Origin of the sequence: Phormidium tenue FACHB-1052, assembly GCF_014696675.1 — a bacterium.
Classification (GTDB): Bacteria; Cyanobacteriota; Cyanobacteriia; order Phormidesmidales; family Phormidesmidaceae; genus Nodosilinea; species Nodosilinea tenuis_A.
On the sequence record NZ_JACJQN010000005.1, the window covers coordinates 139801 to 154980 of the forward strand.

Genomic DNA, 15180 nt, shown 5'->3' on the forward strand with positions numbered 1-15180 from the left:
GTACTGTAGAGTTGAGGGATAAAAATTCCCCTGCCATAGTAGCGCCTGCGTGGCCAAACGGAAGCGTTGACCGGCAACCCCAGACGGCGACAATTCTTAATTGACGATTAGCGGCTCTATCGCTAGAGTTAAAGCACTTTTTGGGCATCCTGCGAGGATGTGTGGAGCAGTAGGCCATGAAATTGATGTCTCGTTTAACCAAGCGCAATGGGACTAAGCACCAGGGGCAGCCCCGCTCTACGTCTTGGGCAGCCCTCACCCTGGCCGCGCTGATGGGCTTTGGGGGCGTGGCTCTGCCGTCCCTCGTCGCTCCGCCCGTGGCCGAGGCCTACACGTCGCGCGTCAACCTCTACCTGGTGCGCGAACAGGGCGAAAGTTTTGAGACATTGGTGCAGCGCTCCGAAATCATTGCCCGAGCCGCCATTCAGCGCAGCTTCGACGCCGATGTGCTGATGACTGACGTGATCGTCACCGTCATTGGCGACAACCAAGGTATCTCTGTCCCCATTCTCACGGTGCCGGTGAGCCGCAGCGAGTGGCAGCTCCGACCCGATGTACCCGAGTGGGCCAATTACTTTGAAGCGGCTAGAGCCTTAGTTGGCGATGCCGAGTCAGCAGCTCCCTAGATTGGGTAATGGTAATTGCTCAACTACCCCCTCCTCCCTGGAATCCCTTATTTGGTGTGCTTTTTAGATGATTGTCAATAAGCCATCTTATAGAGAATTTGAACGTAAAAATGCCTGAAACCCTCATTCTTTCGTTGAATCGCCTCTAACTAGGTGGATTTGCCCAGTCCCTGAATCCCTTGCCATTAATAGGTTTCAGATTTGTCTACCTAGTTGAGCAATTACGGGTAATGCCATGGCGGGCCTCCAGTAGCGCCGCGCTAACAAAATAAAATTGCATAGAATAGCACTCTTGCCCTATGCTTGAAAGGTTGTGAAGTCTTAAAGTATTGCTGTCATGGCGGTTCCCAAGAAGAAAACCTCCAAACAAAAGCGTGACCAACGTCGCGCCACCTGGAAGCGCACCGCAGCGCTTCAGGCCAAGAAGGCGATGTCCCTGGGCAAGTCTGTGCTCACCGGGCGGTCTACTAGCTTTGTCTATCCCACCGATGATGAGGCCGACGACGAAGAGTAAAGTGCTAGGCCAAGGTTCATGGGCTCTGGCAGGTTCGCCCTGTCAATGTTCAGTAACCGAATACTACATTTTGTAAGCAGGGTAGAGCGTCTATCCTGCTTTTTAAGTTAGCTTGGCGGCAGCTTATTTCATTCTGCCACTACCATGAACCAGCTCGACTCCAACCCAGAATCGCGCATGTGGGCTATGCTTGCTCACCTCAGCGCTTTGTCTGGCTTCGTTATTCCCTTTGGCAATATTATTGGGCCTCTCGTCATTTGGCTGGTCAAGCGCGATGAAATGTCCTTCGTCAACGACCAGGCTAGAGAAGCGCTCAACTTTAACATCTCTATGACTATCTATATGGTGGTTGCAGGGGTACTAATTTTTGTGCTGATTGGCATTCCCCTGATGATTGTTTTGGGCATCGCCTGGCTGGTGTTGGTCATTCTGGCGGCAGTTAAGGCTAATGAAGGGACGGCCTATCGCTATCCCTTGACGCTGCGGTTAGTCAATTAGTTAGCTAAATAAACGGACGAGCTTCTGGGGCCAGGGGCGATCGCGGTGCCACCTTAGGTTCCCTAGGCTCGTCGGCTTTGGCCTCTGAGGAATCTGCCTCAGGGGCCTTTTCGGTAATGGGTGGGCTGGGTTCTGCCTGCTCTTCACCAGAAGAATCGCTATCGGGTTCAACCATCTCAGGTTGTACTCTATGTGGCTCGGGGGCCTCCCCAGACTCTGGGTTAGGCAGCAAATCTAGGTCAGGGTCAGGCGCAACCTGGGGCAGATCGCCAAAGGTATCCTTTGGAGTTGGCACAGGGGACGCAGGCGCGGGGGCTGGATTGGCCGGGTTGCGCCACTGCTTAAAACGGTTGAGCAACCCTTTAGTACCGGGTTCTGGAGTAGCTTCTGGAATCGCGGGGGCTGGGCGCACGGGTACAGGCTCAGGCTCCACTTGGGGAGACAGCACCGGGGGAATTTCCGGATCGGCCAGGGGAACCATGTCTTCAATGGCATCCTTTGACTCAGGGGCGATCGCAGGAGAAGCTTCGACAGCAGAGCGATCGGGATTAAGGGCGTCCGCTTCGGCATCTTCCCCAGCACCATTGTCTTCCGGCATGAATTGATCGTCCTTAGCCGCCTCTGACTCGATCGATTTCTCGGGTAGAAGAGATGGAGTGGGTGGGGTCTCGTCTTCAGGCTCATCTGGGGAAATGCCTTGAGCATCTGGAGCAGTTGATTCGGACTCGGGTTGCTCCTGGGTCGTTTCGGGTTGAGATGGCTCTGGGGCAGTAATGTCTGGTTGCGTAATCTCAGGCTCAGGAGCATTCTGCTCTGGCGTTTCTACGTCAGCGGCGGGAGGTTGAGGTTCTGGGGTCTCGGCTGTCGGCTCGGGGGTCGGGGGCACATAGGTGGGGTCGATAATGCCCGCCACATCCTTTAGACCCAGTTCACCTCGCACCAGGCGAGAGAGGGTATCGCTGCCGCCGGGCTGGTAGTCGATGATGCGCACGGTGTTGTTAAAGCGGTTGTCGATGGGGTTGCCGCTTTCGTCAATCAGTTCGAGCTGTACCCAGTTGCGGCCCGGCTTAAAGCCCTTGAGCCAAATGGGCTGCCACTGGTCAAATACAAAGCTCTGGTCGTTGACGGTGCAGCGGATGCGCCAGTCGTGCAGATCGTCATTGGCCTCGGCCTGGGCGCTCATGTGCAGGGGTGCATTGGTGAGATAAAAGTCGAGCATGATTGGCTCGGCCCCGTAGGTCGCTTGAGGACGACTGTAGGTGAGCAGGGGAGCCTTGGCGTTAAGCTCATTTTGGGGCGTGGGGGCCACTACGTGGAATGTGCGCTGGTCGAAAGCTCCCTGGTTTTTGAAGCTTTCGTGCCAGGGACGTGACGCGAACACGCGCAGGGTATGGGTACCAGGGGAAAGCCCGTCAAAGGTAATCGGTTCTGACAGGTCGTAGACCGCTTGATAGGGTTCGTTGTCGAGGAACAGGTGCAGGTGAGGGCCGAGGTCGTAGGCGTCGTCTTTGAACAGGGGCAGACCGCGCACCTGGAGCCGCACCGAGACACTGGTGTCGTCTAGCACTTCGCCGGGGCGGGGGCTAAGAATGCGCACTTGGGGGGTGTAGGCGTCGATGATTTGCTTGAGGGTCTCTAGGGTTTCGGGGGGAGAGACCTCGGCAATTTGCCCAGTGAGACGGTTGGACTGGGGGGTAGGCTCTGACAGCAGCTCGGTGGGCTGCACGGGTTTGGCGCAGCTAGCTAGAAAGATCAGTGCGATCGCACAGAGGGCCACAGCTCGCCGTCCTAGTCCCATGACCTTGCGGATGAACCCTTGTGTCGTGCCCATGCTGCTATTCTCTACGTCTTTACAACCAATACCATAGGCCACTTTAGGGTCTTTACAGCAATCGCCACACAGCTTTTTGCTAGCGCAGGAGAGCTGAGCTACACTGTCTCGACATACCCAAGGGAGGGTTGTCAGACATGCGGACGAAGCAGGCTGTTGTACTGGCGCTATCACTATTGATCGGTCTCTCGGCGGGGGCCGCCGCTGCCACCGCTTTCTACTGGAACCGAGCCACAGCATTGCCGACCTGGTACAGCACCAGCGGGACTGATACTGCCGTAGCCAATGTCAGCACCAGCGGCAACCTGCTGGAAAGCAAGCTGGCCAGTGGCCAGGGGGTACGCTATGGCGACAATAACCGCGTCGAAATTTCTCTCACCGAGGCGGAACTGACCCAGCTACTGGCCGAAGGCATAGCCCAGACTCCCGAAGTGGCACAGTTTTTTCCAGAGGCAGATAGCCTAAATGCCACCATTCGCGGCGATCGCGTCGCCGGAGGCATTGTCGTCAACCCCGCCGATCTACCCACCCAAGGCCTACCGCCCCAGGCCCAGCAGGCGTTAGAGACGGCTTTAAGTACGGTGCCTATGCTGGGCGATCGCCCCCTCTACATTGGCATCGAAGGCAGCCCCCGCGTAGACAATGGCCGCCTGGTACTGGGTAACGACACCCGCGTTCAAATTGGCCGAGTCAACCTATCGCTAGACGATGTAGCCCGCCTAACCGGCCTCGACCCGGCTCAAATTACCGAGCGCATCAACCTCGCCCTGCCCCAGGCCGGGCTCACCCTCGACGGCCTGGAGTTTGTCAATGGCGAGGCCGTGCTGCGCGGGGCCACCCAAAACTAAAGCCGCCTAAACCGCCGAATTGGCGGTTACCAGCGCCTCTAGCCGCGCCACCAAGTCATCCTTTGAGATGACCCCTTCAACGGTGTCAACCCGCTCGCCATTCTGAAAGAAGATCAGAGTGGGAATGGCCATCACATGGTATTGGAGAGCCAGGGCATCTTCTTCATCGACGTTGAGCTTGGCAACCTTGGCCCGACCGGCAAAGGTTTCGGCCAACTCTTCCACAATCGGGTTCATAATGCGGCAGGGGCCGCACCAGGCCGCCCAAAAATCGACCAGCACCGGCACATTGCTTTGCATCACCTCGGCCTCAAAGTTGTCGGCGGTCAGGGTGAGGTAGGTTGCATCGTCAGCCATTTCAATCGCTCCTTCTCTGCGTCTTTAGTCTGCGTTGGGATTTTGCGGGTGTAAAAAACTATCCGGCCCCTATTTTCTACGGTACTGCAAAGCCTGGGCGATGGGGTTATGACCACCCCACTTTAGCGCCCCTGGGAGCAGGGGGCGGCTACCCAGCTCAGGCTGCGCTGCCACAGGGCTACGAGCTGAGCCTCTAGCTGGAGTCCGAGTTCGACCACCAAAATGCCCTCGGCGCTGGCGGCATTGTCGGTCAGCCAGGTGCCTCGCAGGGTGACTTCGAGCCAGTCGATGTCGCAGGGGGCAATGTCGATCGCCCCCTGGCACCCGGCTTTAAGCGCCGTAATTCCCGGTAGGTCGGCGGGCAGGGCAAAGGCCCCGTAGCCCGGCTGCACCACCAGGGGTTGTCCGGCCCGCAGCGCCACCAGGCTGCGCTGGGTCACCATCGCTTCTACGGTGAGGTCTAAATGCTCAATCAATAAATCTGCATCGGAATAAGTTAGCTTCAACATGATCCCTCATGCCTTAATACTTGTGAACTAGTTTTGTCGCTTAAGTGTGTTGTGTCGAGGCAGCAGCGGCCCTAAAACCGTCGCCCAGCCAGGCGATCGCACGGTGGATCACGGGCCCCATGGGCAGTCTTGAGCGACCATGCCCTAGGTGGATACCGATGCGAACCCCTGGTCTGACGAAAGACCAACGGTGATAATGCTGCTGCAAACCCAAATTTGAAGCCCGATCGAAACGGAACTAGCCGCGAACAGCCATCCCTAGGCGCTGGGCCAGATCGGGGGTCGGGTTAATGCTGGGAGAAATAGTGGGGGTAGGGCCAGCCCAGACGTTGGCACGGCATCCCGAAAGGGGAATCGCCCCGGGTGAGGCATCCCGTTAGCGTGAGGAATCGCCATAGCCCTAGGAAGAGACCTGCCCAAAGGCGATCGCCTCTCAAGGCATCCCCTTTAGATAGATCGCTCCCGTCATAATCACCCAGGGCTAACCCATCCATGGGGTGAATTAGTCGGCTAATTAGGCCACTAAAATACCCATCGAACCCCGCCACCATGCCTAGCTGGCCAGCGTCGCCCGTGGTGACGGCGATATTCATTGCGGTGCCAGTAGACAAGATGTTTACCATAGCGGAGTTCCTCAAGCGTAAAACAGCAAGGCTTAGGAAGGCATGAGGGCATCCGTTGGGTCAAGACCGTTCGCTCAGCGAGGAGGCTTGACGGATACGCTCGAATAACGTTAATACTACACGTGTAATACAAACGTGTCTAGTCTGTCTAAACTGTTAGGTAGAGACAACTCACTAGTGACAACCACAGCCGAGTTGTGACAGGTTCCAGAAATTATCGTTATGTTCCCTTTGGAGGTGTGCCCGCTAATGCCAACCCTAACTCGCGTATCGACCACTGATATGGAAGTTACCAGCATTCGCCTAGAGCGATCGCTGAAAGAAAAACTTAAAGCCCTGGCCGGTAACCGGGGATATCAGGCGTTGATTCGCGACATTCTTTGGCAGTACGTGGAGCAAGGACCGAGTGAATGTACAACCCAGGTACAGCCTGAGGACATTTGCGCCAGCTTTGGGGCGGTGGCTGAGCGCGAACAGGTGTGTGCCCTGACTGGCAATCCCATTCTTGCCAACCAGCCCATGCGGCTAGGACTAACCACCCAGGGCCGCCTCGTGCCCCTGTGTGTGGAGTGACCTAACGTAGAGAGCCGCAGGGAAAAGGAACAAAGTTTCCCTAGGGTGGTTAATTCTGCCAGAATAGAGAACGGTCTATTCTGGTAATTTGCCCGATGACATCTTCTACCGCCACCACTCGCCACCATCAGCAGGTGCTGACCCTGCGATCGCGGGGCAAATCTCTCCAGCGGTTTACCGCCGAAGTTGAGCAGGTGGTGCGCGCCTCGGGCATCGAGACCGGGCTGTGTACGGTGTTTTTGCGCCACACCTCCGCCAGCCTGATCATTCAAGAAAACGCCGACCCCGACGTGCTGGTCGATCTGGAGAATTTCTTGGCCAAACTGGTGCCCGAGGGCAACCACTACATCCACAGCACCGAAGGCCCCGACGACATGCCCGCCCACATTCGCTCGGTGCTAACCCACACCAGCGAAACCATTCCGGTTGTGCAGGGGCGGCTGGGCCTGGGCACCTGGCAGGGTATTTATCTCTGGGAACACCGAGCGCGGGGGTCAGCCCGTGAGGTGATCGTCCATGTCACAGGCTATTAGCATGGTCGATACCTTTGATCCGATTGGCTACAGCGCTATCCCCACCCCGCCGGAGGGGTTTAAGTCTGGGTTTGTGGGCATCGTGGGCCGCCCCAACGTGGGCAAATCGACCCTGATGAATGCCCTGGTGGGGCAAAAAGTCGCCATTACCTCCCCCACAGCTCAAACCACTCGCAACCGCCTGCGAGGCATTCTTTCGACCGACCAGGCCCAGATTATTTTTGTCGATACTCCCGGCATCCACAAGCCCCACCACGAGCTGGGCAAAATCTTGGTCAAGAACGCTCGCATGGCCATCGACTCGGTGGATACCACCCTGTTTGTGGTCGATGGCAGCGTAGATGCAGGGCGCGGCGACCAGTTTGTAGCCGAACTGCTGGCCCACAGCAGCGGCCCAGTAATTTTGGGCATGAATAAAGTTGACCAGCAGCCGGAGGAGGACGGGGAGGCGATCGCCGCCCTCGACGCCAGCTACCAGCGCATGGCCGACGCCCACGGCTGGCCCCTGGTCAAGTTCTCGGCCCTGCACGAAACCAGCCTCGACACCCTGCTGTCCACGCTAATCGACCAGCTCGACTGCGGCCCCTACTACTATCCGCCCAACCTGGTCACCGACCAGCCCGAGCGCTTCATCATGGGCGAACTCATCCGCGAGCAAATTTTGCTGAACACGCGCGAAGAAGTGCCGCACTCGGTGGCGATCGCCGTCGATCGAGTCGAAGAAGACACCAACATCACCCGCATTCTCGCCACCATCCACGTCGAGCGTGAGTCGCAAAAGGGCATTTTGATCGGCAAAAAGGGCAGCATGCTGAAGGTGATTGGCTCCGATGCCCGCCAGCAAATTCAAAAGCTGGTGATGGGTCAGGTCTACCTAGAGCTGTTTGTGAAGGTGGTGCCCAAGTGGCGACAATCCCGCAGCCGCCTAGAAGACTTCGGCTACCGGGTCGAGGAGTAGTCTCATTCCTCTCCAGCCTGTTGCTTGAGCATGACAATAATGCTCTCAGATAGCCAAAGCCCGGCTTCTTGCAAACGCTTTAATCGCTCACCTACAGAATCAATTAGTCCCTGTCGTTTTGCTAAAACAAGTACACCCCCAGTTCCCAGGGTAGCGATTCCTAATGCACGGGCACAGCGGCGGGCGGCGGCATCGTCTATGACGGCTCGATAGCCAGAGTGCTGCATGCCGTAGCTGAGTACAGCTGATTCTCCTGCGCCCAAATCCCAAGCTGCAATTTCAGAGTTGATTGAAACCTCAACTGGCATTGCCCAGGCTGAATTAATCAATTGACTGCTAGCTACGTCATTCTGCAGGATGGTCACTTCTTGCCAAACGGCTTGAGGAATCAAGATCTCATGGAAGAGGCGCGGTAGCAGGTCTGCCTGACTACTTTTGAACAGCACAATCAGCGGTGAGGCATTGACCACCACCCGATCAACTGGCATCCCCTAACTCCTGAGCCAGTTCCTCAGCGGTGTACTGAAATACCGATACCTTATAGCGAGTCAACGCATCGATGAAGCCTGCTCGGGATAAACCAGCAATTTCGGCGGCTTTACCCTGAGAAACTTCCCCAAGTTCGTACCATTTAACTGCGGCAGCCACTCGCATTTCTTGCACAAACTCCTCAGGGGCTTTGCGGAGGGCAGAAAATACTGTATCTGGCAGCCTAATTTCGATGCTTTGCATAGGAGTGCCGTTGATGGTGAAAGGTGCAGCTGCTTTGGAGTTTAGAAGCAAGGGTGTCGCCTTATAGAGGCAATGCTGCTATTCTATCGGCGATTTTCTAGTCCTTGGAAAAATTCCAGCCAATCGCGAGCTATCGCGAAAGGAATTAAGAGAAAGCATCAATAACGAGTTCTAGATAACCTGTGACTGGGTCAAGCTGGCGGTGCAGGCGCAGGTGGGGCAGGTTGGCGATCGCAATCTCCGCCGTCGTGCGAATCAAGCAGCCCGACATAATGTGACCGCCGTAGACATTGCCCTGGGCATCGGCGATCGCCCCGTGCAGATGCATGCCGTGCCGCGACAGCGTGCCGCTGAGGGAAATTAGCTCCAGCGGGCCGTCGATTACCGTAGCCTCTGGGGCAGCCGCAAACCGCAGCGATGCCTGGGTCAAACTGCCCAACGCCGTCAGAATAATCCCAGCTTCTAGCGATTGAGCCTGGACAAAGGTTTGCAGCTCTTGCTTTAGATCTTGGCCAGGGGTAAGGCGCAGGCAGAAGGTTTCCATAAAACGATCGCGATGGCGCAGGCAGAAGGTTTCCATAAAACGATCGCGATGGGGATAGTGAGGACGATGGGGGGAGATGGGGAAGAGAATTTGACCCACTTCTCCCCCATCCTCTTTATCTTCGCCACTTTTCTAACTCTAAGCCGTCGCCTCATCATCCCGCTCTGGCTGGCTAGGGCGGGCCTCAAAGGCAGGGCAAACTCCGTCAGGGCTAACCTGAAGCCCGTAGAGCGGGGAATCGACGCCACGGCAGCGACCTTCTCGCTGGTAGCGACAGGTTTGACAACTGGGGGGCTGCCAGGGGGCATCGCTGTTAGTCACTGTGCGCAGCAAATCTCGCTGGGTGAGGCCCTTAATCACTAGGTCGTTGCCCTGCCAGCGGGCTTGCACTAGGCCGGTGTCAGCCAGCGCCGTCCAACGGGGGTCGTGGGTGAGGTCTTCGGGCAGCAGCAGCAGCACGCTGTCGTCAACCTGGGTAATTTCGCCCTCAAAGACTGGGTCAGGGGCGGCGGGCTGAATGAAGCGATCGCCGATGGGAAACTCCACCTCTTTACCCGCTGAGGGCAGGTGGAGCTGGTAGCGGGTTTGCAGCTCTTCAAGCCCAGCCAGATCGGCGAGGTGAGTGGGCTTGCCGTGGACAAAGGCCACGTGCTGGGGCCTGAGATTGTGGATCAGCTGGGTGGTGCCGACGCGATCGCTGTGGGTGGTGAGCTGGTAGGTGTCGAGCTGCACCCGCTCCGACTCTAGCTCGGCGGCCAGAGTTTGCAGCCAGCCCAGGGTGGCCCCAGCGTCGGTAGCAGGCGTACCCAGCGCCGTATCGGCGATCGCGGTGGCAAACGAGTCGGGCAGCAGCACCGTCCAGGGCTGGGCCGAGGCGAGGCAGTAGTCGCTGAGGTCGGCCTCACGGTGGGCAATCACAATGCAGGGGCGCTCGTTCGCAGCATCGCCCTGGGGATGCCCATCTACCCCTAAGCGGCGCACGCGAGGCAAAATGCGATCGTCCCAAAATAGTGGCTGGTGACGGGCAAAATTTTGCACGCTGCTGGGGAATGCGGACATCAGCTCCAGGTATAGGTTGCAGCCTGCCGCCACGGTTTCATCGACCCAGACCGTGACATCTTGGCCGGTGAATTGGTAGTGGCTGCGCAACAGCATCACCAGCTCTTGACCAAGGCCCAGGGTGGGCGTGGGCAAGAGCACCGATCGCCCCTGCTGCAATAGACCGTGGAGCGTGCTGGCCAGCAAATTTTCCTGCTGGCGGCGGTGGGGATGGCGGGCAGACCCAGAGCTACCTTCAATGATCAGCACATCGGGCTTGAGGCCCCGCAGCGCCTCTAGGGGCAGGCCATCCACCAGGCGCGAGTTCGACATGAAAAAGTCGCCCGTGAAAAACACGGTGTAGTTGCGCTGGGGTGCGTGGTAGGTAAACAGGGCGCAGGCGGCTCCCGGCAAATGCCCAGCGGGCCAAATTTGCACCGTCAGGTCGTCGGCCAGGCTAATGGGAGTTTGCCAAGGCAATGCCTGGCAGAGGTGGGGCGGAACCTCTGCCCCCAACCAGTTGAGGGGTAATAGCTGGGCCGTGACCTCGCTGCCGTAGATGGGCACCTGGGGAAACGCTTGGCTAAACGCCCAGACACCGCGAGCGTGGTCGCTGTGGGCGTGGCTGCAAAAGAGCAGGTCAGCGGTGACAATGCGCTCACGGGCCGCGTCTAAAGCCGACAGATCGCGCAGGCCACAGTCAAGCACAATGCGCCGTGGCCCCATGCGCAACTCTAGGCACAGCCCTTCTTGGCCGTGACCCGCAGCGAACGGAAAGCAGACCAGATTACTCACGGAATAGCGAATACACTAACGGCAGCGGCACAGAAACGCCGATGGACGGGGTGTACTCCTAGTGGGCCGAGCCGTTGCCGTGGTAGTCGTCGGTGTCGTAGAAGCCGTTTTTGGTGCCAAAGAAGAGAGTGGCCACCACAAACAATCCGGTGAGCACAGCCAGTACAAGTTTGATATCCATAGGAGCAGTAGGGATGATAAAAGGGCTTATATGGTCAGAGCCTTGGTTTTGAGTCATCTTAGCAAGCCTGCCCTGGAGGACACTATAAAGCTTTGTAATCAGCCTGCCCCCATTACCCCAGACTGGCTGGGGCGATCGTCCCTAGAGGTGGCCCCAGACCTGCTGGGCTGCCGCCTGGTGCGCCGCTGGGCCGATGGTCGCCAGCTCAGCGCCACCATTGTCGAAACCGAGGCCTATACCGAGGGCGACCCGGCCTGCCACGCCTATCGCCGCGAAACCACCCGCAACCGGGTGATGTTTGGCCCGCCCGGCTACAGCTATGTGTATCTGATCTACGGCGTTTACCACTGTTTTAATGTGGTGACGGACGGCGATCGCATCCCCAGCGCCGTCCTGATTCGCGCCGTCGAACTCGACACCATTCCTCCCTGGCTAGCGGGGTACCGGGCCGAGAAACCGGCTCGCTGGGGCGCTGGCCCCGGCAAGCTCTGCCTTTTGATGGAAATCGATCGCACCCTCACCGACCTGCCCCTGACTCCCGACTCCGGTCTCTGGCTAGAGCATCGGGATGCCGACTGGCAGCAGAGCGTCACCAGCGGGGAAATTCTGTTTACCCAAACGACTCGAATCGGCCTCACCCAGGGGGCCGACTTGCCCTGGCGCTGGTATGTAACAAACTCAAAAGCCGTATCGAAACGCGAACGGCTTTCGGCGGAGTGAATGGGTTAAACCTATCTAAAATACCCCTACCAGAACAATCAGCGTGAACAGGCAAAACAAGCCGAAGGTTATGGCGCTGATTGTAAAGTAAGGCGCATGGTTGATGCTCTCCAGATAAGCATTGACCTGCTCATCGTGGGCTGGATCAGGCTTCCAAGTCATGCTTTTCATAGCGTTAACCTCTGTAAGTTCCCTATGACACCCAGTGAAAAGCTAGAGCAAGACTCCATCACAACCGTTCTACAATTTTAGAAATTAACTGAGAAATGAAGGCAGTTATTCTCCTTCTCTTCACCAAATTATGGATTAATTAGCACGACTTAAAAGCCCTAAAAACAGTTGAGAAAAGAAAAAGGAAATTCGGCTTGCCGGAGGTGGTTGAGGCCTTAGATTACCTGGGACTAAAGCTGCTTCTGGTAGGTCACAGAGCGTTTTTTAGTGTAGAACCCAACGGATTCGTAGAGGCTTGCAGCCTGGTTGGGGTTTTGGGTGTCTACGCCTAGCAGAGCCGTTTCCATGCCCGCTGCCCGGAGCCGATGCAGCCCTTGCAGCAGCATCGCCCGCGCCAACCCCTGGCGGCGATAGCCCCGGCGAGTGCCCAGAATATGGATCCACCCTTCTTGGCGGTCTTTTAAGGCGTTTTCCTCGTAGTCAATGGCACCGCCGCAGAACCCGGCCAGGGTGCTGTCGGGGGCAACGGCCACCCAGTCAAATTCGGGTTGGTAGGTGGGGTAGGTGAGGCGAAACTGGCGACGATCTAGGGTCATCGGCCTAAAGTGCCAGTGATCGACAAAGCTCTCGTTGAACATCTCCACCCAGGCAGCAGCCTCGTCGGCATGGGTAGGGCGGCTGGTAAAGCCTGTCGGGAACTGGGGATGGGGGATGGGGTCAGCCAGCGATCGCTCCATAGTGTGAAACTGGCGAATAATCTCGTAGTTCGCCGTCTCGTAGATGCTCCGGTAGAAGGCGGCATTGGCTCTGGCTCCAGCGCAGAGTTGAGCAGGTCGCTGGGCGACGGCGGCCTGCTCCCGCACCTGCTGCTCGGCCCAGCGCAGCAGTTCAGCTTCTAAATGAGCGCCGCGCCAAGCGGGATGGACAGAGACGCCTACCCAGCCCTCTAGCGCATCGGTGGGCAGGTCGGTGGGATCATCTAGCCAGAGGGAAACTAAACCCACCAGCTCACCTGCGGGGGTTTCCCAGAGCTGGCGGTGGCGGGTGCCACCGGGGGGCGGATGGTCGAGGCCACGCTGGAGGTCAGCCAGGGTAACGGTGTGGTCGAGCTGGTCAACCTGCTCGCAGATTTCGTAAAAGGCAACGATCGCAGGCAGATCGGCGTGGCCCGTGCTGGGGCGCGACTGCGTCGAAGTCAGCAGAGGATTCGTCATAGATGCAACAGATTTGGGGGCCTTAAAGCTGCTACAGCCTGGCGGTGGCCAATTCCTGATGTCCCATTCCCTTAACTAAGGCTTACGATTTACCCCATAAGTTAGAGCGAGATTTATCCTTCAGAGTTAGCTAGGGATTTATCCTGAGGTTGCACCTGGTTGACCTTGGAGCAAATTTTAAGCCTATGAGTATTCAAACCGTATCCACCCAGCCCTATAGCGACCAAAAGCCCGGCACCTCGGGCCTGCGGAAAAAAGTTAAGGTTTTTCAGCAGTCAAACTATCTAGAGAATTTTGTCCAGTCGATTTTTGACAGCCTGGAGGGCTATCAAAACGAAACCCTGGTGGTGGGCGGCGACGGACGCTACTACAACCGCCAGGCGATCCAAATCATTCTCAAAATGGCGGCGGCCAATGGCTTTGGTCGGGTGCTGGTGGGTCAGGGCGGCATTCTCTCCACCCCAGCGGCCTCCTGCGTGATCCGCAAGAACAATGCCTTTGGCGGCATCATTCTCTCGGCTAGCCACAACCCCGGCGGCCCCGACGAAGACTTTGGCATCAAGTACAACACCGGCAACGGCGGCCCCGCCCCCGAAGGCGTCACCGACGCGATCTACGATCGCACCAAGACCATCACCGAGTACAAAATCCTCGACGCAGCAGACATTGACCTCGATCGCATCGCCACCCACAGCCTCGGCCACACTACCGTCGAAGTGATCGATTCCGTCACCGACTACGGGGCGCTGATGGAAACCTTGTTTGACTTCGGCCAGATCAAGCAGCTGCTCTCCGGCAACTTCCGCTTCTGCATGGATTCGCTGCACGCGGTGACTGGCCCCTACGCCAAGGCCCTGTTTGAGCGGCGGCTGAATGCTCCAGCGGGCACGGTGGTCAACGGCGAACCCCTAGAAAACTTTGGCGGCGGCCACCCCGACCCCAACCTGGTCTATGCCCACGACCTGGTAGAGGTGATGTTTGGCGACCATGCTCCCGACTTTGGCGCGGCGTCGGATGGGGACGGCGATCGCAACATGGTGCTCGGCAGCAATTTCTTTGTCACTCCCAGCGACAGCCTGGCGGTTCTCGCTGCTAACGCCACCCTAGTACCCGGCTACCGCAGCGGTTTAGCAGGGATTGCCCGCTCCATGCCCACCAGCCAGGCCCCCGATCGCGTCGCCGAGAAGCTGGGCATCGACTGCTTTGAGACCCCCACCGGCTGGAAGTTTTTTGGCAATTTGCTGGATGCGGGCAAGGCCACCCTCTGCGGCGAGGAGAGCTTCGGCACTGGCTCGAACCACATTCGCGAGAAGGACGGGTTGTGGGCGGTGCTGTTTTGGCTGAATATTTTGGCGGTGAAGGGCCAGTCGGTCGAGGACATTGTCAAAGAGCACTGGAACACCTACGGGCGCAACTACTACTCGCGCCACGACTACGAGGGGGTGGAGAGCGATCGCGCCAACACCCTGATCGACAATCTCCGACAAGGATTGAGCAGCATGCCCGGCAAAACCTTCGGCTCCTACACGGTGGACTACGCCGACGACTTTGCCTACACCGACCCAGTAGATGGCAGCGTCGCCACCAAGCAGGGCGTGCGAATTGGCTTCACCGACGGCTCGCGGATTGTCTACCGGCTGTCGGGCACTGGTACCTCCGGCGCGACCCTGCGGCTCTACGTAGAGCGCTACGAGGCAGACCCGGCCAAGCACAACCAAGACACCCAGGCAGCCCTGGCCGACCTGATTTCTCTAGCGGATGAAATTGCCCAGATCAAGACCCTCACCGGACGCGACCAGCCTACGGTGATCACCTAGGAAACTGGGAAGTTTTGAATGTTGAGTTTTGAGTTTTGAATTGCCGCCCAAATTCAAAACTCAAAACTAAGAACTAAGAACTCAAAACTCTCTCCCCT

20 protein-coding genes are annotated in these 15180 nt (G+C 57.7%); 9 read left to right on the forward strand and 11 right to left on the reverse strand.

What is annotated here, in order from left to right; translation table 11 throughout:
* Positions 1-176 precede the first annotated feature (176 nt).
* From H6G07_RS09250 to H6G07_RS09260, 3 genes are all read left to right on the forward strand, one after another.
* Positions 177-626 carry a hypothetical protein gene (locus H6G07_RS09250; RefSeq protein ID WP_190740703.1) on the forward strand — a complete coding sequence of 150 codons (450 nt, stop codon included), beginning with the start codon at positions 177-179 and terminating at the stop codon, positions 624-626.
* A 337-nt stretch (positions 627-963) separates the two neighbouring features.
* On the forward strand, positions 964-1140 hold the full coding sequence (gene rpmF / locus H6G07_RS09255; RefSeq protein WP_073609560.1) for a 50S ribosomal protein L32: 177 nt from the start codon (positions 964-966) through the stop codon (positions 1138-1140).
* Positions 1141-1284: 144 nt separating this feature from the next.
* Entirely contained in the window at positions 1285-1638 is a 354-nt protein-coding gene (locus H6G07_RS09260) for a DUF4870 domain-containing protein (RefSeq protein WP_073609561.1), read from the forward strand.
* Between the two features lie 4 nt (positions 1639-1642).
* Here H6G07_RS09260 and H6G07_RS09265 read toward each other — a convergent pair whose 3' ends face one another.
* Positions 1643-3469, reverse strand: coding sequence for a hypothetical protein (locus H6G07_RS09265; protein ID WP_139297099.1), 1827 nt, complete (start codon positions 3467-3469; stop codon positions 1643-1645).
* A gap of 137 nt (positions 3470-3606) precedes the next feature.
* Between H6G07_RS09265 and H6G07_RS09270 the strand changes: the two genes are divergently transcribed.
* Positions 3607-4317 carry a hypothetical protein gene (locus H6G07_RS09270; protein WP_073609563.1) on the forward strand — a complete coding sequence of 237 codons (711 nt, stop codon included), beginning with the start codon at positions 3607-3609 and terminating at the stop codon, positions 4315-4317.
* Positions 4318-4323: 6 nt separating this feature from the next.
* Here H6G07_RS09270 and trxA read toward each other — a convergent pair whose 3' ends face one another.
* From trxA to H6G07_RS09285, 3 genes are all read right to left on the reverse strand, one after another.
* Entirely contained in the window at positions 4324-4674 is a 351-nt protein-coding gene (gene trxA / locus H6G07_RS09275) for a thioredoxin (protein ID WP_073609564.1), read from the reverse strand.
* 122 nt (positions 4675-4796) lie between these two features.
* Positions 4797-5183 carry an alr0857 family protein gene (locus tag H6G07_RS09280; protein WP_073609565.1) on the reverse strand — a complete coding sequence of 129 codons (387 nt, stop codon included), beginning with the start codon at positions 5181-5183 and terminating at the stop codon, positions 4797-4799.
* A 287-nt stretch (positions 5184-5470) separates the two neighbouring features.
* Positions 5471-5806, reverse strand: a complete 336-nt coding sequence (locus tag H6G07_RS09285; protein ID WP_073609566.1) for a hypothetical protein — start codon at positions 5804-5806, stop codon at positions 5471-5473.
* Positions 5807-6055: 249 nt separating this feature from the next.
* On the opposite strand from H6G07_RS09285, the gene H6G07_RS09290 reads away from it, so the two are divergent.
* From H6G07_RS09290 to era, 3 genes are all read left to right on the forward strand, one after another.
* A complete protein-coding gene (locus H6G07_RS09290; RefSeq protein WP_073609567.1) occupies positions 6056-6379 on the forward strand; it encodes a ribbon-helix-helix domain-containing protein in 324 nt (107 codons plus the stop codon).
* Positions 6380-6474: 95 nt separating this feature from the next.
* A complete protein-coding gene (locus tag H6G07_RS09295; protein WP_073609568.1) occupies positions 6475-6912 on the forward strand; it encodes a secondary thiamine-phosphate synthase enzyme YjbQ in 438 nt (145 codons plus the stop codon).
* Complete coding sequence (era, locus tag H6G07_RS09300; RefSeq protein WP_422393859.1) at positions 6896-7870, forward strand: GTPase Era; 975 nt, start codon at positions 6896-6898, stop codon at positions 7868-7870. The genes H6G07_RS09295 and era overlap by 17 nt, the downstream gene beginning before the upstream one ends.
* A gap of 2 nt (positions 7871-7872) precedes the next feature.
* Here the strand turns inward: era and H6G07_RS26880 are convergent, their stop codons facing one another.
* The 5 genes from H6G07_RS26880 to H6G07_RS26670 form a co-directional block, all read right to left on the reverse strand.
* On the reverse strand, positions 7873-8343 hold the full coding sequence (locus tag H6G07_RS26880; RefSeq protein ID WP_199311999.1) for a PIN domain-containing protein: 471 nt from the start codon (positions 8341-8343) through the stop codon (positions 7873-7875).
* Between the two features lie 4 nt (positions 8344-8347).
* The gene (locus H6G07_RS09310) at positions 8348-8602 is read right to left on the reverse strand and encodes a UPF0175 family protein (protein ID WP_073609571.1); all 255 of its coding nucleotides are present in this window, start codon (positions 8600-8602) and stop codon (positions 8348-8350) included.
* A gap of 145 nt (positions 8603-8747) precedes the next feature.
* On the reverse strand, positions 8748-9245 hold the full coding sequence (locus tag H6G07_RS09315) for a PPC domain-containing DNA-binding protein (RefSeq protein ID WP_244901943.1): 498 nt from the start codon (positions 9243-9245) through the stop codon (positions 8748-8750).
* Positions 9246-9284: 39 nt separating this feature from the next.
* Positions 9285-10979, reverse strand: a complete 1695-nt coding sequence (locus tag H6G07_RS09320) for an MBL fold metallo-hydrolase (protein ID WP_073609572.1) — start codon at positions 10977-10979, stop codon at positions 9285-9287.
* A 58-nt stretch (positions 10980-11037) separates the two neighbouring features.
* Positions 11038-11160 (reverse strand): DUF8629 family protein, encoded by a 123-nt coding sequence (locus H6G07_RS26670; RefSeq protein ID WP_017297736.1) that lies wholly within the window; start codon positions 11158-11160, stop codon positions 11038-11040.
* Positions 11161-11208: 48 nt separating this feature from the next.
* Here H6G07_RS26670 and H6G07_RS09325 point away from each other — a divergent pair, with 48 nt between their 5' ends.
* Positions 11209-11880, forward strand: a complete 672-nt coding sequence (locus tag H6G07_RS09325) for a DNA-3-methyladenine glycosylase (protein ID WP_338420687.1) — start codon at positions 11209-11211, stop codon at positions 11878-11880.
* 15 nt (positions 11881-11895) lie between these two features.
* On the opposite strand, the gene H6G07_RS09330 is transcribed toward H6G07_RS09325, so the two are convergent.
* Together H6G07_RS09330 and H6G07_RS09335 are read right to left on the reverse strand one after the other, a co-directional pair.
* Positions 11896-12051, reverse strand: a complete 156-nt coding sequence (locus tag H6G07_RS09330; protein ID WP_171973050.1) for a hypothetical protein — start codon at positions 12049-12051, stop codon at positions 11896-11898.
* Positions 12052-12281: 230 nt separating this feature from the next.
* Positions 12282-13265 (reverse strand): GNAT family N-acetyltransferase, encoded by a 984-nt coding sequence (locus H6G07_RS09335; protein ID WP_073609573.1) that lies wholly within the window; start codon positions 13263-13265, stop codon positions 12282-12284.
* A 185-nt stretch (positions 13266-13450) separates the two neighbouring features.
* Here H6G07_RS09335 and H6G07_RS09340 point away from each other — a divergent pair, with 185 nt between their 5' ends.
* The gene (locus H6G07_RS09340; protein ID WP_073609574.1) at positions 13451-15082 is read left to right on the forward strand and encodes an alpha-D-glucose phosphate-specific phosphoglucomutase; all 1632 of its coding nucleotides are present in this window, start codon (positions 13451-13453) and stop codon (positions 15080-15082) included.
* Positions 15083-15180 lie beyond the last annotated feature (98 nt).